Origin of the sequence: Streptomyces spinosisporus (genome assembly GCF_022698145.1) — a bacterium.
GTDB lineage: Bacteria > Actinomycetota > Actinomycetes > Streptomycetales > Streptomycetaceae > Streptomyces > Streptomyces spinosisporus.
The window spans coordinates 1,184,001-1,202,035 of sequence record NZ_JALDAX010000001.1 but is presented as its reverse complement, the minus strand read 5'-3'; the positions used below and the strand labels follow the sequence as shown (position 1 = coordinate 1,202,035).

Below are 18,035 nucleotides of genomic sequence, written 5' to 3'. Positions count from 1 at the left end.
CCCCAGACAACGTGATCACCGGACGGCACAATGGCGGCGGCAGCCGCAGGTGGGTGAGAAGGGGCTGAGCGGTGAACACCGGAGTGGCGCAGAACGCGCGTGTGTGGAACTACTGGATCGGCGGCAGGGACAACTACGCCGTGGACCAGAAGGTCGGCGAGCAGGTCGCCGCCATGTTCCCCGTGATCCGGGACATCGCCCGCGCCGACCGCTGGTTCCTGGGCCGGGCGGTCCGTTTTCTCGCAGAGGAGCGCGGGGTGCGGCAGTTCCTGGACATCGGCACGGGCCTGCCCACGGCGGACAACACGCACCAGATCGCCCGGCGGGTCGCGCCCGAGGCACGGATCGTCTACGTCGACAACGACCCCGTGGTGCTCGCGCACGCCCGCACCCTGCTGACCGGCACCCCCGAGGGCGCCACCGACTACGTCGACGCGGACGTCCACGGCCCGGCCGCGATCCTCGAACGGGCCGCCCGGACCCTCGACTTGGACCGGCCGGTCGCGGTGTTGATGCTGGGCATCCTGAACTTCGTACTGGACACCGACGAGGCCCGGAAGATCGTCCAGCACGTCATGTCCGAGGTGTGCTCGGGCAGTTTCCTGGTCCTCACCCACCCGACCTTCGACCCGGCACTCGGCGGGGCGGGCCAGATCCCGGCCATGAAGTTCTGGAACGACCACGCCCGTCCACCAATCACCGCCCGCAGCGGCCAGGACATCGCCGCGTTCTTCGAGGGGCTGGAACTCCTCGACCCGGGACTGGTGTCGTGCTCCCGCTGGCGCGCGGAAGCAGAACCCGAAACGCCCGCTGTGGTGCCGCAGTTCGGCGCGGTGGCCGTGAAACCCTGACGGCGGCGACGTCCGTTCGACGACGCGCCCCTAGGACGTATCCAAGGACGTATCCGTGGAAGACGCACCCGTGGAGGACGTATGACCACTCTTGCCGACCCCGTCCCCGGCGGGCGCCCCGGTGACGTCGAGCGGGCCAAGGCGCTCGGCGGCGAGTTGGCCGGCCGGGGTGTGCACGGCATCGTGCTGTCCTACGTCGACACCGCGGGCGTGGGCCGGGTCAAGACGATCCCGACCGCCAAGCTCGCCTCGGCGGCGGCCTGGGGGGTGGGCATGTCCCCGGTGTTCGACACGTTCCTGGCGAACGACTCCATCGTCTCCACCGACGTGCTGGGCTCCCCGGACGGCGACCTGCGCCTCTACCCCGACCTCGACCAACTCACCGTCCTGGCCGGGCAGCCCGGCTGGGCGTGGGCGCCGGTCGACCGGATCACGCAGGAGGGCGAACCGCACCCCGGGTGCAGCCGTACGGCCCTGCGCCACCTCGTCGCCGAGGCCGCCGAACGTCACGGCCTGACCTTCAGGGCCGGTATCGAGGTCGAGTGGTCGGTGGGTCAAGGGCCCACGGAGGGCGGGGAGTTCGTGCCCGCCCTCACCGGACCCGCCTACAGCGCCACCCGCCAGGTCGAGCTGAGCGACTGCACCGCCGACCTGCTGGCCGCGTTCGCCGCGCAGGGCGTGGAGGTCGAGCAGATCCATCCCGAGTACGCGGCCGGGCAGTTCGAGATCTCGGTGGGCGCACTCGACCCGGTGGCGGCGGCCGACCGCAGCGTGCTGGTGCGGCAGACGATCCGCGCGGTGTCCCGCCGCCACGGCTTCGTGGTGTCGTTCGCCCCGGCGGTCCTCGCGCAGGGCGTCGGCAACGGCGGCCACATCCACCTCTCCGCCTGGCGCGACGACGTCAATCTGCACTCCGGGGGCGAGGGCCGCTACGGCATGACGGCCGACGCCGAGTCGTTCACGGCGGGCGTGCTCACCCATCTGCCCGCCCTCACGGCCCTCACCGCGCCCAGCCCGGCGAGCCATCTGCGGCTCAAACCCTCCCAGTGGGCAGGGGTGTTCACCTGCTGGGGCCGCGAGACCCGCGAGGCCGCGCTGCGCGTGGTCACGGGCACCGCGGGTCTGCGCGGGCAGGCGGCCAACCTGGAGGTCAAGCCGGTCGACCTGGCCGCCAACCCCTATCTCGCGCTCGCCGGTCTGATCACCGCCGGGCTCGACGGTCTGGCCTCGGCCGCCCCGCTGCCCGAGGAGATCACCGGCGATCCGGCCCGCCTCGAACCGGCGGCCGCCGCGGCCCGTGGTGTACGGCGGCTGCCGGCCTCGCTCGCCGAGTCCGTCGCGGAGTTCCGCAAGGACGAACGGCTGCGGGCGGCGCTCGGGCCGGTCCTCGCCGACGCCGTGATCGCCGTACGGGAAGGGGAGATCGCGGCGGTCGACGGGCTGGACGACGAGCGGGTCGCGGTGGCGTACCGCTGGAAGTACTGAGATGGGCGCGGTCCGGGAGGCGCTCGACGCGCTGCCGTTGGTGGATCACCACTGCCACGGCGTCGTGGGTGGCGAACTGTCCCGGGAGTATTTCGAGGAGCTGATCACCGAGGGCGGCAGCTGGCCCGGGATCTCGTCCTTCGACAGCCCGGTCGGCGTGGCCGTGCGCCGCCACTGCGGCCCGCTGCTGGACCTGCCCCGGCATGCACCGCCCGCCGAATACCTCGCCCGACGCGCCGAGTTGGGCGCTCGCGAGGTGAACCGCCGCTTCCTCGCCGCGTCCGGTACCGGGGTGTTCTGTGTGGACACCGGGTACGCGCCGGACCGCCTCACGACTCCGGCGGAGCTGGCCGACGCGGCGGGCGGGACGGCGTACGAGGTCGTACGCCTGGAGAACGTCGCCGAGGCGGTGGCCGCCGCGGGCGTGGAGCCGGACGCGTACGGTGACGCCTTCCGGGCGGCCGTGCAGCGGGCCGTGGCGCGCCCGGGTGTGGTCGGGGTGAAGTCCGTGGCCGCCTACCGCACCGGCTTCGACCTCGACCCGGCCCGCCCGTCCCCGGCCGAGGTGACCGCGGCGGCCCATGCCTGGTCGGCGCGCGGCGGGCGCCTCGACGATCCCGTTCTCGTACGGCATCTGCTGTGGACCGCGGTCGACCTCGGCCTGCCGCTCCAGCTGCACACCGGCTTCGGCGACAACGACATCCGGATGCACCGGGCCGACCCCACGCACCTGACCGACTGGCTGCATCTGACCGGCGGCGCGATCCCGGTGCTGCTGCTGCACTGCTGGCCGTACCAGCGCCAGGCCGCCTATCTGGCGGCGGTGTTCGAGCAGGTGTATCTGGACGTGGGCCTCACCCTGCACCACGTGGGCCCGGCGCGCGCCCGCGCGATCCTGGAGGAGGCCCTGGAGATCACGCCGTTCCGCAAGCTGCTGTACAGCTCCGACGCCTATGGTGTGGCCGAGTTCTACCATCTCGGCGCGCTCGCCTTCCGCCGCGGTCTGGGCGATCTGCTTCAGGACCGGGTGGCCGCGGACGAGCTGGGCCTGCCCGACGCGTTGCGGATCGCCGAGTGGGCAGGAGCACACAACGCCCTTCGCGTCTACGGCCTCCCCGGCCCCTCCTGAAAGTATGATCAAGCAATGTCTGACATGACCGAAACCACTCCGGGCTGGCTGAGCGCCGACGATCTCGAGTCGGCGCGGGCCCGGATGCCGATCCTGTACGTCGAGGCCGTGCCCGTGCGCGTCGACGACAGCGGCGAAGTGACCAGCGTGGGCGTGCTGCTGCGCATCGGCCCGGACGGGACGGTCAGCCGCACCCTGGTCTCCGGGCGGGTGCTGCACCACGAGCGGGTCCGTGACGCCCTGCTGCGCCACCTGGAGAAGGACCTCGGCCCCGTCGCGCTGCCGCGGGTCCCGGCCTCACTGCAGCCGTTCACGGTCGCGGAGTACTTCCCGACGCTGGGCATCACACCGTTCCACGACCCGCGTCAGCACGCGGTCTCCCTGGCCTACGTCGTCCCGGTCACCGGTGACTGCCGGCCCCGGCAGGACGCGCTCGACCTGGTCTGGTTCAGCCCCCAGGAGGCCGTCTCGGGGGCGGTGCAGAGCGAGATGCCGGGCGGCCACGGCGTCCTGCTCAAGCAGGCGCTGGCCCACGTGGGCTGCTCCGTCTGAGCATCGCGCTGAACGGCGTGACGGGCCGATCGAGCCGCTCGCCGTCCACGGTGATGTCGACGGCCTCGTTGAAGAAGGCGAGGAGGCCGCGGATCGGGCCGACGGCGGGCAGGGGTTCCGGGTAGCTCCAGACGATGTTCGGCGGTACGTCGGCTTCGGCGCCGAGCGACCAGTACCGGGCCGTGCCCTTGTACGGGCAGCCGGTGTGGTGGTCGGTGGGTTCGAGGAGGTCGAGGTGGACGTCCTCGGGCGGGACGTAGTAGCGCGTGGGCAGGCCGGTCTCGAAGAGCAGCACGGGCCGGATGGTGTCGGCGAGGACCTGGCCGTCGACCTCGACCCGGACGTGACGGCTGCTGGGCAGGGCGTCGACGCGTTTGTGCGGGTCGCGGGGGTGGATGAAGATCTCTTCCTCCTCCTCGAACCAGTGGTCCAGGCCCCTGCCGCTGCGCTCGAACCACTCGAAGGCGATGTACTCGGCCAGGTCCGCGGCCGGGAACGTCCAGGCGGCGTTCTCCAGCAGCTCGCCGTCGACTTCGAGGTCGTAGAAGATCTTCGATCCGGTGTGGGCGCCCGACCGCGGGTTCCTCGCGGGGCGCAGCAGCTCCTCGCGGACGTCCCCGTGCGGGAACGCGTACGTCGGTACGGGCAGCGAGGGTTCCCAGACGAGGACCGGGTGCCGGCTGTCGACGACGGTTACGTCGCCCTTGACGCCGCGCACCCAGCGCTCGCCGGGCTCCCACAGAAGACCTTCCGGGGTGGTGCGGACGGACTGTTCGCCGGGAAGAGGGCTCATGGGTTCCATGATGACCCCGTGGAGCCCTGACCGCCGTGCCCCATGAGATCAGTGCGCGGCGTCCAGGCGGGCGCGCTGGTCCGATGTCAGTTCCAGGTCGGCCGCTGCGAGGGTCTCCTCCAGCTGGGCCACCGAGGAGGCGCCGACCAGCGGGATGATCGGGAGGCTGCCGCCCAGCTGCCAGGCGAGGACGACCTGGTTGACGGTGGCGCCGGTCTCGCGGGCCACGTCGTGCAGGGCCGCGAGGCGGGGCGGGGTGCCCGGGTGGTCGAAGTCGGCCGGGAGCCTGTCCGGGTGGACGTAGGCGCCCTTCAGGAGCGGGGAGTAGGCGACCATGGTCAGACCGGGTTCGGCCCTGAGATAGGTGATCAGGTCGGGGCCTGCGTGGCCGAGGCTGCCGTCCGGGAACATGTCGTCGGGCACGTCGGTGCGCGGGCGCAGATGGCTGTGTGCGTACTGCAGGACCTCGTAGCCGGGCAGCCCGGACGCGGCGGCGATCGCGCGGGCCCGTTCCACCCGCCAGGCGGCCTGGTTGCTCACGCCGAGCAGGCCGACCGTGCCCTCGGCGACCAGGGCGGCGAAGGCCTCCACGGTCTCGCGCTGGGGCGTGGCGGGGTCGTCGATGTGGGCGTAGAGCAGATCCAGCTTGTCCACGCCGAGGCGCTCCCGGCTGCGTTCGGAGGACTCGCGGATCACCTTCGCCGAGAGGCCTTCCGGGTTGTCGACATAGCTGGTGCCGGGGGCGAGCGGGCGGGCGCCGAGCTTGGTGGCGATGACGATCTCGTCGCCGATGCCGCGGCTGCGCCGCCACCGGCCGAGCAGTTCCTCGCTCTGCCCGCCCTGGCCGCCGTCCTCCCAGAAGGCGTAGTTGTCGGAGGTGTCGATGAAGGTTCCCCCGGCCTCCACATAGCGGTCGAGGACGGCGAACGACGTCTTCTCGTCCGTGCGCGAGCCCATGAGCATCGCCCCGAGGGCGATGACGCTGACCTCGCGGCGGTGGGCCGGGTCGCTTCCGATGGTGCGGTACTTCATGGGTGTCCCTCCCGTTCGTGCCCGGGTTCTCGGGCACGAACGGGAGTCTTCAGGCTGAAGCGCACTTCAAGTCAAGGGGTTTCGGCCCGATCCGCGAACGGGCCCTCCAGCGCCGCCCACTGCAGCAGCATGATGGTCTTGGCGTCGTTGATCTCGCCGGTGCGGATCATCTCCAGGGCGCGGCGGAAGGGCAGTTCGACGATCTCGATGTCCTCGCCCTCCTCGTCGAGGCCGCCGCCCTCGTGGGTGCGAGTCGAGGAGCCGTAGGCGGCGGCGTAGAAGCTGACGCGTTCGGTGACCGAGCCAGGGCTCATATAGACGTCGAAGACGTGCTGGACCTCGCCGATGGTGTGCCCGGTCTCCTCCACCACCTCGCGGCGCACGGCGAGTTCGGGGTGCTCGTCATCGTCGTCCAGGAGCCCGCCGGGTGTCTCGATCAGCATGCCGTCGGGGTGGCCGTTGACATACACCGGGAAGCGGAACTGCCGGGTGAGCAGGACGGTTCCGCGGTCCTTGTCGTACAGCAGCATGGTGGCGCCGTTGCCGCGGTCGTGCGTCTCGCGCTGCTGGGTGCTCCAGGTGCCGTCGGCGTGCCGGAAGTCGAAGGTGGTGGCGCGCTCCACGTACCAGTGGCTGGAGAGCAGCTTCACCTCCCGCACCTTCACGCGCGGGTTTCCGGTCAGGTCGAGGCCGGTGCGGTCCAGGCCGGTGCGGCCGCGGCGGTCCGGGGTGTCGATGCCCTCGGTCATCGGGCACCCCCGGTCCGCAGCGGGGTGGTGCAGCAGTTGGTCATGGTCCGCTTCTACCACGGGCGTGTGTCAGCTCAGGGTCAGCACATGGGACTGCCAGGCCGGCAGGTCGACGTACAGGCCCGGCGCGAGCAGCTCGTCGCCCTCTCGGTCGTAGGTCCGCGCCGAGAGCAGGTCGGTCAGGCGGCAGGCGCGGCCGGTCAGATCGGGCCAGGGCAGCGGCACGTGGGCCTGGGCGGGGGTGCCGGAGTAGTTGACGATCACGATGTGGCGGGCGTGGGTGCCGGTCCAGCTGTGGGCGATGAGGTGCCGGTGGCTGTCGTTGTCCGGCCATCCGGTGGTGTCCAGCAGCTGCCATGCGCCGTCGCGCACGGTGGCCGCGGCCGGGAGCAACTGCCCGTAGAACGCGCGCAGTTCCTCGTCGACCGGCTCTGGCGGCCTGCGGGAGAGGAACACCGGCAGGCGTGTCGTGCGGCCCTCGAACTGGCCCTCGTGCCAGAGCGTGGCGCCGGGCAGGGTGGCTACGGTGACGGCGGCGGCGCGCTCGCGTCCGCCCGGGAGGGTGGCGGCGGCCGGCGGTTCGTCGTGGTTCTCCAGGAAGCGGACCAGGCCGCGCTGGTAGGTGAGGTCGGCCCGGAGGTGGGCGCGGACCGAGGCGGCGTCCTCATGGACCAGACGGTCGTACAGCCGCTTGTCGTAGCAATGGTCGAAACCCTGCTGCTGCAGGGCCCATTCGAGGTCCCAGTAGGCCTCGGCGACGAAGAGAAGGTCCGGGTGGCGGGCCCGTACGCGCTCGATGACGTACGGCCAGAAGTCCTGCGCCGGCTGGGGTCCCGCGCGCTCCCCCCAGGTCTTGGCGAAGACGTCGTTCATCATCAGCATCGCCATGTCGCAGCGCACGGCGTCCGCCTGGTCGCCGATGGCGGTCAGGGTGTCCACGGTGGCGGTGCGCAGGTCGTCGCTGAAGGCGTTGAGCTGGACCACGTCCGGCCAGGGCGGGAAGTAGGGGTCACGGCCGCGGGCGTAGATCTGCCCGCCCGCCTCGATGAACGCCTCGGGCGACCGGGTCAGGTCCTGCTGGTCGCCGTGGATGAGGCAGCCGGGGCGTTCAGCGAGCCAGGGGTGGTCGGGGGCCACATGGTTGGGAACGTGGTCGAGCATCAACCGCACGCCACGCGCGGCCAGTTGGGCGCGCGCCTCCGCCAGTCCCGCCCGGCCGCCGAGCCGCTCATCCACCACATAGTCGCGTACGCAGTACGGCGATCCGGCGATGTCCGCCTCGGTGATGTCGGGCAGGGCGTCGCGGAACGAGGCGCGCAGGGGTTCGTCGCGCAGGGCGATGGCGAGACCGGCCGGGCTGCGCCGCCACACCCCCATCAGCCAGACCATGTCGACACCGGCCCGGGCCGCCTCGTCCCAGGCCTCGGTGGGGACGTCGCCCAGGGTGACACGTTGTCCATGCCGCGCGCTCAACTCGCCCAGCCAGACAACGGTGTTGATCTCGTGGATGACCGTCATGACAGGGGCTCCTCGTCGCTCGCGCCCATGAACCGTTCGTCCGCGGGTCGCAGGGCCTCCCTGCCGCCGTGCTCGACGTCCTCGGCGCTGATGCTGTGGAACAGGGTTGCGGTGGCGGCCACCAGGCCGGTCCAGCCGGTCTGGTGGCAGGCGCCGAGGCCTGCGCCGTTGTCGCCGTGGAAGTACTCGTAGAAGAGGATCAGATCCTTCCAGTGCGGGTCCTTGGCGAACTTGGGCTGGGCGCCGTGCACCGGGCGGTGACCGTCCTCGCCGGTCAGGAAGGTGGCGGTGAGCCGGTCGGAGATCTCGCGGGCGACCTCGTAGAGGTTGAGCCGCCGGCCGGAGCCGGTCGGGCACTCCACGGTGAAGCCGGCGCCGTGGTAGGCGTGCAGGTTGAGCAGGGCGCGGATCAGCAGGAGGTTCATCGGGAACCACACCGGGCCGCGCCAGTTGGAGTTGCCGCCGAACATGCCGGAGTCGGACTCTGCGGGCAGATAACCGACGCCGTACGTCCGGCCGTTGACCTCGAAGTGGTACGGGTGCTCGGCGTGGTGGCGCGAGAGGGACCGGATGCCGTGCGGGCCGAGGAACTCCTCCTCGTCGAGCATCCGGGCCAGCACCCTGCGCAGCCGGTCCTCGCCGAACAGGGCGAACAGATAGCGGCCTTTGTGCTCGGGGTCCGCGGGGGTCCGCCGCGAGACGACCGCCTCGACGGCCGGGTGCCGCCTGATGAACTCCCGCGCCCCTTCGACCAGTTCGGGAAAGTCCTGGGCCACCCGTTCGCCGATCACGCTGGTCGCCGCCAGCGGTATCAGACCGACCAGGGACCGCACCTTCATCCGGGTGGCGCCGCCGTCGGGCAGCCGCAGCACGTCGTAGAAGAAGCCGTCCTCCTCGTCCCACAGGCTCTCGTTGTCCTTGCCGATGCGGTTCATGGCGACCGCGATCCAGGCGAAGTGCTCGAACAGCATCTGTGCCTGCTCGATGTAGACCGGGTTGTCCACGGCGAGTTCGATCGCGATCTCGATGAGGTTCTGGCAGTACAGCGCCATCCACGCGGTGCCGTCGGCCTGGTCGAGGTGGCCGCCGGTGGGCAGGGGGGCGCTGCGGTCGAAGACGCCGATGTTGTCCAGGCCGAGGAAGCCGCCCTGGAAGACGTTGTTGCCGTCGACGTCCTTGCGGTTGAGCCACCAGGTGAAGTTCTTCGTCAGCTTCTGAAAGGAGTTCTCCAGGAAGGCGCGGTCCGCGCGTCCGGTGCGGTGCTTCTCCAGTTCGTAGACGAACAGGACGGCCCAGGCGTGCACCGGCGGGTTGACGTCGCCGAAGTTCCATTCGTACGCCGGGATCTGGCCGTTGGGGTGCATGTACAGGCGGCGCAGCAGCAGTTCCAGCTGCGACTTGGCGAAGCCGGTGTCGACCATGGCCAGGGCGATGGTGTGGAAGGCGAGGTCCCAGGCCGCGAACCACGGGTACTCCCAGGTGTCCGGCATCGAGATGATCTCGTCGTTGATCATGTGGTACCAGGCGCTGTTGCGCAGGCCGGGGTCGGCGGCGAGCGGGTCGACGCCGTGCTCGGACAGCCAGCGCTCGACGTCGAGGTGGTAGTACTGCTTGCTCCACAGCATCCCGGCGAGCGCCTGGCGCACCAGGCGGCGCTCGTCCTCGCCCATGCCGTCCGGGACGACGTCCTCGTAGAAGGCGTCGGCCTCGGCTTTTCGGGCCTCCATGACGGCCGTGAACTGCGCCCAGGGGTCGGTGAGTTCGGTGTCGGTCAGGCGCAGGCGGACGGTCGCGCCGGCGCCCGCGGGGATGGTCAGGGTGTGGTGGACGGCGGCCTTGGTGCCGGTTGCGGCGGGGTTGACGGCCGTGGTCTCGCCGTGCACGACGTGACGGTCGATGCCGTCCTTGACGTACGGGGTCGTGTTCGGGCTGCCGAAGATGCGCTCGTCGTTGGTCTCGTTCTCGGTGAACAGGACGGGGGCGTCGGTGTCGAAGTACAGCCAGTGTGCGCCGAGTTCCTCGTGGTCGGCGCGGACGGCGGTGCCGGTGCGGCGCAGGCCGGGGACGGTGGTGCCGCCGGCCCAGGACCAGGTGTGCCGGAACCACAGCGTCGGCAGCAGATGGAGGGTGGCCTCCTCTGGGCCGCGGTTGTGCGCGGTGATCTCGATCAGCAGGTCGTCGGCGCCGGCCTTGGCGTACTCGGCGAAGACGTCGAAGTAGCGGTCCTCGTCGAAGATTCCGGTGTCGAGCAGCTCGTACTCGTGGTCGCGGCGGCCGCGGGCGGCGTTGGTGGCGACGAGGTCGGCGTAGGGGAACTCGCCCTGGGGGTACTTGTAGAGGTACTTCATGTACGAGTGCGTGGGCGTGTTGTCGAGGTGGAAGTAGTACTCCTTGACGTCCTCGCCGTGATTGCCCTCCGCGTTGGTCAGGCCGAACATCCGCTCCTTGAGGATGGGGTCCCGGCCGTTCCACAGGGCCAGTGCGAAGCACAGCCGCTGCTTGTCGTCACTGACGCCGGCGATGCCGTCCTCGCCCCACCGGTAGGCGCGGGAGCGCGCCTGGTCGTGGGTGAAGTACGACCAGGCCTGGCCGTCGGGGCTGTAGTCCTCCCGGACGGTCCCCCACTGCCGCTCAGCGAGATAGGGCCCCCACCGCCGCCAGGCCACCCGCCCCTGGTCGGCCTCCACGATCCGCTGCCGTTCGGCACCCACCGCACTCCGACCCACCATGGTCCGCCTCCCTCACCAACCCGGCATGGCTCCCACACTGGGACGGCTCGGGCGGGGCTGCAATGGGTGGGGGGCGGAGGGGGGAGTTCCTCATCGCGGGGCCGGTTCACCCAGCCGCGCGACGCCACGGGCCGTCAGGCCCCCGGTACCGGGAACAGCATGCAGCTGCTGGTGGCGTGGGCCAGGATGCGGTCGGAGGGGTCGAGGAGGCGGGCCTCGGCGAGGGCGGTGCGGCGGCCGCTGCTGAGGACGGTGCCGACGGCGCGGACCTTGCCGGTGTCGGCGGTGATGGGGCGCAGGAACTTCACGTTCAGGTCGAGCGAGGTGTACGCCATGCCCTCCGGCAGCGTGGACTGGACGGCGCAGCCGGCCGCCGAGTCGAGCATGGTCGCGTAGACACCGCCGTGGACGCTGCCGATGGGGTTGTAGTGCTCCTCGCCCGGCTCCAGCGAGAACACCGCGTGCCCGTGCTCGACCTCTTCGAGGGCCATGCCCAGGGTGGCGGCGATCGGCGGCGCGGGCAGCCGCCCGGCCAGGAGTTCGCGCAGGAAGTGCAGGCCGGAGCCCTGTCCGACGGCGGCCGCGGAGATCGCGGGGTCGTCCCAGTCGTACGTACGAGAGCGTTCCATGCGGCGGCGCTTCCTCCCTCTGGCTTCGCTTCTCGAAGCTAGCCGCCCCTGCAGCTGACTGTCAATGACGAAGCCAGGTGCCCTACGATGGACCTCATGAAGTGGCTGGAGATGAGCACCGAGAACTGCACGGTCCAGCGCACCCTCGACCTGGTCGGCGAGAAGTGGACGCTGCTGCTCCTGCGCGACGCCTTCAACGGAGTGCGGCGCTTCGACGACTTCCGCCGTCATGTGGGGCTCTCCGAGGCGGTCCTGGCCGACCGGCTGCGCAAGCTGAGCGCGGCCGGGATCCTGACCACCGTCCCCTACCAGGAGCGCGGCAGCCGGACCCGGCACGAGTACCGCCTCACCCCCAAGGGCCGCGACCTGTGGCCCGTCCTGGTGGCGCTGCGGCAGTGGGGCGAGACCCATGTCGGCAACCCCGAGGGCCCGGTCCTGGACATCCGCCACCGCGACTGCGGCTCCCCGGTACGGGTCGTCGTCGAGTGCCCCGACGAGCACACCGCCCTCGACCCGACCGAGGTCACGGTCCAGCCGGGCCCGGCGGCACGCCCGGCGCACTGAGCGCCGACCCCGCCGAGCCCATCGTCATCTGCTCTACGTCATCTGCTCTACGTCGTCTGCCGCGCCCGGCCGCTCACGGTGGGCCGGCGCTTGCGCAGCAGCAGCCGTCGCGCGGGCCCTTCCACCGTCTCGTACAGGACCCAGGACAGGCCGAGGGAGACGGCGAAGGCGACCGCGGTGACGGCCAGCCCCTCCGCCAGGTCGTAGCGGGGCTTGAGGCCGATGACGTTGGTGCCGGCGCGCAGCACCAGCAGATGGACCATGTAGAAGGCGAACGACAGCTCCCCGAGCCGGACCAGCCGCCGCCCGCGCCACAGCGACGGCAGACCGCGCAGGTCCGCGACGGCGGCCGCCGGGATGAGCAGGGCGAAGCCGACGACGGTGCAGGTGGTGGCCTGGTACTCGGTGGCGACCTGCGGGACGAGGAAGTACCCGATGATCGCCAGCGCGAGGGAGGCCTCCAGGCCGGGCCCCCGCCAACGGTCGAGCACCACCAGACGCGCGATCGCGACGCCGAGCACGAACTCGGGCAGGCGCGCGGCGGGGAGGGAGTCCAGCGGCTGGCTCACCCACTGCTGCGCGTCCACCCAGGCGACGACGAGGACCGCGAGGACCGACAGTCCGGCCAGCGCCGTCGCGCCCCGCGCGCCGAGACGGCGCACCAGGAGCGCCAGCAGCGGGAAGGCGGCGTAGAAGAAGGCCTCGCAGGCCAGTGACCAGCTGACCGGGTCGAGGGTCTGCCACCAGGGGCGCCACCAGGAGTGCACCAGCAGGACGTTGGCCAGCCCCTGACGCAGCGTCGGCTTCGTCTGGTGTTCCAGGGTGTACGCCATGAGCAGCGCGATCGCGGCGGTCACCAGATGCACCGGCACGACACGGGCGATGCGGCGCCGCCAGAAGGGACGGGCCCGGTCGCCGGGCCGCGCGGACCAGGTGAGCACGAACCCCGACAGCACGAAGAAGAACGACACCCCCGTGGCGCCCGCCCCGAACGCCCAGCTCACGATGCGGCCGCCGGTGCCGTCGAAATAGCGGAAGTTGTTCACGTGCAGCCCGAAGACCAGCAGGGCCGCGATCCACCGCAGCCCGGTGAGCGAGGGCAGCGACGGCGCCGGGGCGGGGGTGGATCTCTGGGCGGGGGCTGTGGTCGCGATGGCGGACGGCGTCCCGGTGGCCCTGGTCGCCGTCGTCATCGAATCACCTGCAGAGCGCTGTGAGTACGGGGCATGAAACGGGGCATGAAGGGGAACGTTGCCCGTTCAGCACCTTTCATTCCGTTACATCCCCGACGTCACACCAATGCCGATGAACTTCGGGTGACACACGCTCAATGGTGGCCGTGCCCCTTGTCCTGACGTTCGAGCAGCGCACGCGCCATCGCTTCCTCGCCCTGGGCGTTCGGGTGCGCGGGGGCCGCGGGCGAGGCGGGCTGGAGCGGCTCGATCCAGCGGACGCCGGGCGCCTTGCACATGTCATGGCCACGGGTGGGCCGGTAGGTGTCGACGTACTCCGCCCGGTTCCACTGCGCCACCAGGCGCAGCATCAGGTTCAGCCGCTTGCCGGTGTCGCGCAGATAGGGGAAGTCGCCGGCCGCGAACGGCACCGAGGGGTAGCAGCCGCTGCCGTCGTCGGGCAGCAGGTCCGGGTAGCCCACGACGAGCACCCGGGCGTGCGGCGCCCTGGCGTGCACGGCCCGCAGCACGGCGTCGACCTTCGGCGCGGTCCGCAGGATGTTGAGCGCGAGCCGGTCGGTGCCGGACGAGGTGTAGTAGCGCCGGCACGGGGCCCCGGCCAGGTCCTCGGGAGCGAGTTTGGCGCAGGTGCTGATGATGGAGCCGAAGCCGATGTCGTTGCCGCCGATCTGCACCGTCACCAGATCGGTGTCCCGGTGCACGGCGTTCAGCTGGGGGCCGTTGGTGCCCTGCGCCTTCCACATGTTCTCGGTCGTCGCCCCGCCGCAGCTCACGTCCTTGAACGCGGAGACCTTCAGGGCCGCCGCCGCGAGCGAGGGGTAATTGTGGTCGCTGCGCGCGCAGTTGGCGTCGACCTGGGTGGGGATCAGCGGGCCGGAGGTGTACGAGTCCCCCAGCGCCGCGTACGTGGTGCCGCGGCCGTGTCCCCCACCGTGCGCCGCGGCCGGCGACGTCGACAGGGCCACGAGGGCGCTGCTGCCGAGCGCCACCCCCACCGCGATGCTCCGTCTGCGTCTCGCTGCTCTTCCCGAGCCCCTGTCGTCCGCACGTCCGTCGTCCGCCATGCGACCCTCCCCCGGATCCGCCCCTCACGACGTGGACGTCGCGTGGAACCGGCACCCGGGGTGCGAGCGTCACACGCGACGGAGTCTGTATACCGCTCGGTATGTGTCCGGGGATAGATGCGGGAGGCGGTCCGTGTGCCGCGTTCGGCGTCGGCCCGTCCCAGCCGCGCACACAGCAAAGTCATGCCCATTGGGTCGCCGACCCGGGTGGGTCTATCGTCTGAATCATGGGCCTGTACAGGAAAGAGCGGGCGTGATGCCGCAGGACGAAGCCGTGATCGGCTGCACGGGCAAGGTACTCATCGGAACGCGCGGATCCGCGGGCCCGGGTGAAGTTCTCGTGCGGGTCAGGGGCGGCTCCGAAACCTTCCTCGCCTGGTCCGAAGAACCACTGCCCACGGGGGCGACGGTGCTCGTGATCGAGTCGCGCGGATGCCGGGAGGTCGGCGTCATCGAGTGGGCGGATCCATTGGACGCGCTCGGCGGTGACACCGCCGGCGCAGACTGAGGAGTACAACAACATGTTCGGATACCGCGTTCCCGCTCCCGACGAGGCGATGCTGATCTCGGGGGGCCGGCGGGGACTGGGGGGCGCGCCGTTCCGAGTGGTGACGGGGCACGGCAAGTTCGTGCTCCCGTTCTTCCGCAAGACCCGCTTCCTGACCCTGTCGATGAACGAGTCCGAGGTCACGGAGACCTGTGTGACCCGGCAGGGCATCGCGCTGAGCGTGCGCGCGGTCATCGCCTTCAAGGTCGGCAACGACACCGAGAGCATCATCAACGCGGGCCAGCGCTTCCTCTCCGACCAGGACCAGATGTCGGTGCTGACCGGGCGCATCTTCGCCGGTCATCTGCGCGCCATCATCGGCTCGATGACGGTCGAGGAGATCGTCACCGAGCGGCAGAAGCTGGCCGCGGAGGTGCTGGACACCTCCAAGACCGAGATGGCGAAGATCGGTCTGATCGTGGACTCGCTGCAGATCCAGTCCATCGACGACGGCGACGCCGGGTACATCGACGCCATGTCGCAGCCGCACCGGGCGGCGATCCAGCGGCAGGCCCAGATCGCGCAGGCGCAGGCCACGCAGACGGCGGCGGAGGCGCAGCAGGAGGCGGACCGCAAGCAGGCCGAGTACGCCCGGCAGACGGCCATCGTCAAGGCGGAGTACTCCGCCGAGGTGGACCGCGCGCAGGCGCAGGCGGCGCAGGCCGGACCGCTCGCGCAGGCCCACGCCCAGCAGGAGGTGCTCGCGGCGCAGACCGAACTGGCCCAGCGGCAGGCGAAGTTGCGTCAGCAGCAGCTGGTGGCCGAGGTCGTGAAACCGGCCGAGGCGGAGGCCGAGCGGGTCAGGGTCCTCGCCGCCGCCGAGGCCCAGCGCATGAAGATCCAGGCCGAGGCGGCCGCCTCCTACGACCGGGTCGCGCTCGACCGCATGCTGATCGACCAGCTGCCGCAGATCGTGAAGGAGGCCGCGGGCGGTCTGTCCGGCGCCAACGTCAACGTCCTCAACGGCGCGGACGGCCTGGGCGAGATCGCCGCGGGACTGGTCTCGCAGGGCCTGACGATCCTCGACTCGGTCCGGGCGAACCTCAACGGCCAGGACGCGACCGACCAACGCCGCCCCGAGGAGGGCAACGGCACTGCCGGCAACGGGCTGTTGCAGCTCCGCTCGGGCAAGGACCGCAAGGCGGACGACGGCCCGGTGGACGTGGACTAGCCAACAGATAAGGCCCGTTCACGCAGTACGCGTGAACGGGCCTCATTCTTGAGCGCCGGGCAGGCCTTGCACCTGCATCTCCCCGCAGGAAGCGGGACGTCTTTCCTTGGACCACCAACGCAGTACCAGGCAACCGCGGTTGCGGTGACCGGCTCGTGAACGATCTTAGCGTATGTATGACTGTGCTCGGCGCCCGTACGGGCGGGCTGATGGTCAGACGCCCTCGGGCTTGTACGCGTACAGATGCGGGAGGTTGACCACGATCGCCTCCTGGGTGCTGCGGGCGATGACGACGACGGCTTCCTCGTCGGGATCCGGGTTCTCCTCGCGGTGCGGCACGAACGGCGGGACGAAGACGTAGTCGCCGGGCGCGGTGCGCAGCCGTACCTCTTCCGGCTGCGGGCCGGAGTCGTCCACGAAGACGAACTCGGGGTGGCCGCTGACCACATGGATGGCGGTCTCGGACTCGCCGTGGTGGTGGTCGGAGGAGGCTGTGGAGGGGGCGACATGGGTCTGGCCCATCCACAGCTTCTGCGACCCGACCGTCTTCCCGCTGATCGCCGCGAATCTGCGCATGCCGCCGCTCTGGGCGGTGTCGCCGTCGAGCGCGTCGGCGCGGATGTGGTGAAGCCGCGTGCGCAAGGGGGCTGCCGGTGCTTCGTCCGCAGCACCGAGATGGGGGTGGAAACCTTCACCGGGGGTGGTCGACGGCTCACTCATGGCGTGGACGCTAGGGCCGCCGGGAAAAGGGTGTCAAGCAGCGCCCGTCATGGTTCACCTGCGGTGATGCCCCCGCGCCCACGGTGCCCTCACGCACGCGGAGGCCTGGGCCGGCGGTCGAGAGCCGCCGCGCTCAGGCAGCCGAAGGCGAGGACCAGGGCGACGGTGCGTACGGCGTGGGCGATCTGCCAGCGGTCGCGGACGCTCGCCCAGTCACCGGGCGGGGACGTGACGCTCCAGTCCGTCTGCTCCACGTTGATGGGTCCGTTGACCACGAGCGAGACCACGAGGGCCACCAGGATCAGCCCGAACGCCCAGGCCAGCAGGGGCAGTTCGGGGGTGCGCTCGCTGCGCGCCCGGAGGGTGAGGAGGAGCACGGCGACGAACGTCGGCACCAACAGGACACCGATGAACCAGGTGAAGGGGGCGTACTCGGCCTGCCGGACCCGGACGTACTCGGGGCCGTTCAGGTCCCGCAGGGCCAGTTCCAGGAAGAGCACGGTGAGCGCGACGCCGGCGAGCATGCCGCTGCCCAGCAGAGCGGTGTACCGCAGGATTTTCACCGGAACGGGGTTCGTCATCGTGGCCTCCACCTCGTCAGCCGAGTGTGAGCAGCTCCTCATGGAAGCCGCCGAACTCCCGGTCCCGGTCGATGAGATGGATCTCCAGGATCCAGTGGCAGCGGCGGCCCGCCTTGTCCGTGCGGCGCAGCGGGGTGTCGTTGGCGGGGGCGATGTACGCCTCGATGTCGGCGCCGTCGATCGTCTCGTGCGGGAACTCGCCGACCAGGTGTCCGGCGTGCCAGCCCCCGAGCTGCCACCCGCGGTCGGCCGCCAGCCGCTCCACCTCGGCGTACAGCTGCTTCCCGGTGATGTCCGGGTGGTCCTCGAAGTACCGCTTCCCGGCGGCGAAGACCTTCGGCAGGTCGTCGCGCAGCCGCCGCTTGACCGGGTCGCCGCCCAGGACGAAGGTACGGCCGAAGTCGGCCTCGTACTCCTCGAAGATCGGGCCGAAGTCGGCGAACACGATGTCGTCCGTGCCGATCACGCGGTCCGGCGGGTTCTCGCGGTACGGCATGAGGGTGTTCGGCCCCGAGCGCACGATCCGCTTGTGCCAGTGCCGGGTCGTGCCGAACATCTCGTTCGCCAGGTCGCGCACCCGGTCGCTGACCGCACGCTCCCCCTCGCCCGGCGCGACCAGCCCGCGCCTGTCGATCTCCGCGAACAGCCGTGCGGCCTTGTCCTGGGCGTCCAGCAGCCGTGCCGCACGTGTGACTTCGTCATCCGCCATGGGACCGACCGTAGAGCGG

General features: G+C 70.9%; 18 protein-coding genes. 7 read left to right on the top strand and 11 right to left on the bottom strand.

Features of this window, described 5'->3' with window-relative positions:
• Positions 1–71 precede the first annotated feature (71 nt).
• The 4 genes from MQN93_RS05250 (at position 72) to MQN93_RS05235 (ending at position 4,017) form a co-directional block, all read left to right on the top strand.
• A complete protein-coding gene (locus MQN93_RS05250; RefSeq protein WP_242708492.1) occupies positions 72–851 on the top strand; it encodes an SAM-dependent methyltransferase in 780 nt (259 codons plus the stop codon).
• Positions 852–932: 81 nt separating this feature from the next.
• Complete coding sequence (locus MQN93_RS05245) at positions 933–2,336, top strand: glutamine synthetase family protein (protein WP_242708491.1); 1,404 nt, start codon at positions 933–935, stop codon at positions 2,334–2,336.
• 1 nt (position 2,337) lies between these two features.
• Complete coding sequence (locus tag MQN93_RS05240; protein WP_242708490.1) at positions 2,338–3,465, top strand: amidohydrolase family protein; 1,128 nt, start codon at positions 2,338–2,340, stop codon at positions 3,463–3,465.
• 24 nt (positions 3,466–3,489) lie between these two features.
• Complete coding sequence (locus tag MQN93_RS05235) at positions 3,490–4,017, top strand: NUDIX hydrolase family protein (RefSeq protein WP_242708529.1); 528 nt, start codon at positions 3,490–3,492, stop codon at positions 4,015–4,017.
• Here MQN93_RS05235 and MQN93_RS05230 read toward each other — a convergent pair.
• The 6 genes from MQN93_RS05230 to MQN93_RS05205 all read right to left on the bottom strand — a co-directional run bounded on the left by MQN93_RS05230 (position 3,980) and on the right by MQN93_RS05205 (position 11,467).
• Positions 3,980–4,819, bottom strand: coding sequence for a DUF427 domain-containing protein (locus MQN93_RS05230; protein ID WP_242708489.1), 840 nt, complete (start codon positions 4,817–4,819; stop codon positions 3,980–3,982). The two genes, MQN93_RS05235 and MQN93_RS05230, sit on opposite strands and share 38 nt — an antisense overlap.
• A 39-nt stretch (positions 4,820–4,858) precedes the next feature.
• Positions 4,859–5,842, bottom strand: a complete 984-nt coding sequence (locus MQN93_RS05225) for an aldo/keto reductase (RefSeq protein WP_242708488.1) — start codon at positions 5,840–5,842, stop codon at positions 4,859–4,861.
• A 71-nt stretch (positions 5,843–5,913) separates the two neighbouring features.
• Positions 5,914–6,591, bottom strand: a complete 678-nt coding sequence (locus MQN93_RS05220) for an NUDIX domain-containing protein (protein WP_016431255.1) — start codon at positions 6,589–6,591, stop codon at positions 5,914–5,916.
• A gap of 69 nt (positions 6,592–6,660) precedes the next feature.
• Positions 6,661–8,109, bottom strand: coding sequence for an alpha-amylase family protein (locus MQN93_RS05215; RefSeq protein WP_242708487.1), 1,449 nt, complete (start codon positions 8,107–8,109; stop codon positions 6,661–6,663).
• Positions 8,106–10,838, bottom strand: coding sequence for an MGH1-like glycoside hydrolase domain-containing protein (locus MQN93_RS05210; protein WP_242708486.1), 2,733 nt, complete (start codon positions 10,836–10,838; stop codon positions 8,106–8,108). The genes MQN93_RS05215 and MQN93_RS05210 overlap by 4 nt, the downstream gene beginning before the upstream one ends.
• A 134-nt stretch (positions 10,839–10,972) precedes the next feature.
• A complete protein-coding gene (locus tag MQN93_RS05205) occupies positions 10,973–11,467 on the bottom strand; it encodes a PaaI family thioesterase (protein ID WP_242708485.1) in 495 nt (164 codons plus the stop codon).
• 96 nt (positions 11,468–11,563) lie between these two features.
• Between MQN93_RS05205 and MQN93_RS05200 the strand changes: the two genes are divergently transcribed.
• Positions 11,564–12,031 carry a winged helix-turn-helix transcriptional regulator gene (locus MQN93_RS05200; RefSeq protein ID WP_037780813.1) on the top strand — a complete coding sequence of 156 codons (468 nt, stop codon included), beginning with the start codon at positions 11,564–11,566 and terminating at the stop codon, positions 12,029–12,031.
• A gap of 47 nt (positions 12,032–12,078) precedes the next feature.
• Here MQN93_RS05200 and MQN93_RS05195 read toward each other — a convergent pair whose 3' ends face one another.
• Positions 12,079–13,224: an acyltransferase family protein gene (locus MQN93_RS05195; protein WP_242708484.1), complete on the bottom strand. Its 1,146-nt coding sequence runs from the start codon at positions 13,222–13,224 to the stop codon at positions 12,079–12,081.
• Positions 13,225–13,358: 134 nt separating this feature from the next.
• Entirely contained in the window at positions 13,359–14,288 is a 930-nt protein-coding gene (locus tag MQN93_RS05190; protein WP_242708483.1) for an SGNH/GDSL hydrolase family protein, read from the bottom strand.
• Between the two features lie 256 nt (positions 14,289–14,544).
• Here MQN93_RS05190 and MQN93_RS05185 point away from each other — a divergent pair, with 256 nt between their 5' ends.
• Positions 14,545–14,796 (top strand): NfeD C-terminal domain-containing protein, encoded by a 252-nt coding sequence (locus MQN93_RS05185; protein ID WP_242708482.1) that lies wholly within the window; start codon positions 14,545–14,547, stop codon positions 14,794–14,796.
• A 13-nt stretch (positions 14,797–14,809) separates the two neighbouring features.
• Positions 14,810–16,006, top strand: coding sequence for an SPFH domain-containing protein (locus tag MQN93_RS05180; RefSeq protein ID WP_016431263.1), 1,197 nt, complete (start codon positions 14,810–14,812; stop codon positions 16,004–16,006).
• Between the two features lie 213 nt (positions 16,007–16,219).
• Here MQN93_RS05180 and MQN93_RS05175 read toward each other — a convergent pair whose 3' ends face one another.
• From MQN93_RS05175 to MQN93_RS05165, 3 genes are all read right to left on the bottom strand, one after another.
• The gene (locus MQN93_RS05175) at positions 16,220–16,726 is read right to left on the bottom strand and encodes a cupin domain-containing protein (RefSeq protein ID WP_242708481.1); all 507 of its coding nucleotides are present in this window, start codon (positions 16,724–16,726) and stop codon (positions 16,220–16,222) included.
• Positions 16,727–16,815: 89 nt separating this feature from the next.
• Complete coding sequence (locus MQN93_RS05170; protein WP_016431265.1) at positions 16,816–17,307, bottom strand: anthrone oxygenase family protein; 492 nt, start codon at positions 17,305–17,307, stop codon at positions 16,816–16,818.
• A 16-nt stretch (positions 17,308–17,323) separates the two neighbouring features.
• Positions 17,324–18,016: a M24 family metallopeptidase gene (locus MQN93_RS05165; protein WP_016431266.1), complete on the bottom strand. Its 693-nt coding sequence runs from the start codon at positions 18,014–18,016 to the stop codon at positions 17,324–17,326.
• Positions 18,017–18,035: the final 19 nt, after the last annotated feature.

Excerpts from the sequence above, each read along its gene's own strand:
- MQN93_RS05205 (WP_242708485.1), bottom strand. The coding sequence starts at position 11,467 with ATGGAACGCTCTCGTACGTACGACTGGGACGACCCCGCGATCTCCGCG.
- MQN93_RS05215 (WP_242708487.1), bottom strand. The coding sequence starts at position 8,109 with ATGACGGTCATCCACGAGATCAACACCGTTGTCTGGCTGGGCGAGTTG.
- MQN93_RS05220 (WP_016431255.1), bottom strand. The coding sequence starts at position 6,591 with ATGACCGAGGGCATCGACACCCCGGACCGCCGCGGCCGCACCGGCCTG.
- MQN93_RS05170 (WP_016431265.1), bottom strand. The coding sequence starts at position 17,307 with ATGACGAACCCCGTTCCGGTGAAAATCCTGCGGTACACCGCTCTGCTG.
- MQN93_RS05180 (WP_016431263.1), top strand. The coding sequence starts at position 14,810 with ATGTTCGGATACCGCGTTCCCGCTCCCGACGAGGCGATGCTGATCTCG.
- MQN93_RS05195 (WP_242708484.1), bottom strand. The coding sequence starts at position 13,224 with ATGACGACGGCGACCAGGGCCACCGGGACGCCGTCCGCCATCGCGACC.
- MQN93_RS05185 (WP_242708482.1), top strand. The coding sequence starts at position 14,545 with ATGCCGCAGGACGAAGCCGTGATCGGCTGCACGGGCAAGGTACTCATC.
- MQN93_RS05175 (WP_242708481.1), bottom strand. The coding sequence starts at position 16,726 with ATGAGTGAGCCGTCGACCACCCCCGGTGAAGGTTTCCACCCCCATCTC.
- MQN93_RS05230 (WP_242708489.1), bottom strand. The coding sequence starts at position 4,819 with ATGGAACCCATGAGCCCTCTTCCCGGCGAACAGTCCGTCCGCACCACC.
- MQN93_RS05165 (WP_016431266.1), bottom strand. The coding sequence starts at position 18,016 with ATGGCGGATGACGAAGTCACACGTGCGGCACGGCTGCTGGACGCCCAG.
- MQN93_RS05225 (WP_242708488.1), bottom strand. The coding sequence starts at position 5,842 with ATGAAGTACCGCACCATCGGAAGCGACCCGGCCCACCGCCGCGAGGTC.
- MQN93_RS05200 (WP_037780813.1), top strand. The coding sequence starts at position 11,564 with ATGAAGTGGCTGGAGATGAGCACCGAGAACTGCACGGTCCAGCGCACC.
- MQN93_RS05235 (WP_242708529.1), top strand. The coding sequence starts at position 3,490 with ATGACCGAAACCACTCCGGGCTGGCTGAGCGCCGACGATCTCGAGTCG.
- MQN93_RS05240 (WP_242708490.1), top strand. The coding sequence starts at position 2,338 with ATGGGCGCGGTCCGGGAGGCGCTCGACGCGCTGCCGTTGGTGGATCAC.
- MQN93_RS05210 (WP_242708486.1), bottom strand. The coding sequence starts at position 10,838 with ATGGTGGGTCGGAGTGCGGTGGGTGCCGAACGGCAGCGGATCGTGGAG.
- MQN93_RS05245 (WP_242708491.1), top strand. The coding sequence starts at position 933 with ATGACCACTCTTGCCGACCCCGTCCCCGGCGGGCGCCCCGGTGACGTC.
- MQN93_RS05190 (WP_242708483.1), bottom strand. The coding sequence starts at position 14,288 with ATGGCGGACGACGGACGTGCGGACGACAGGGGCTCGGGAAGAGCAGCG.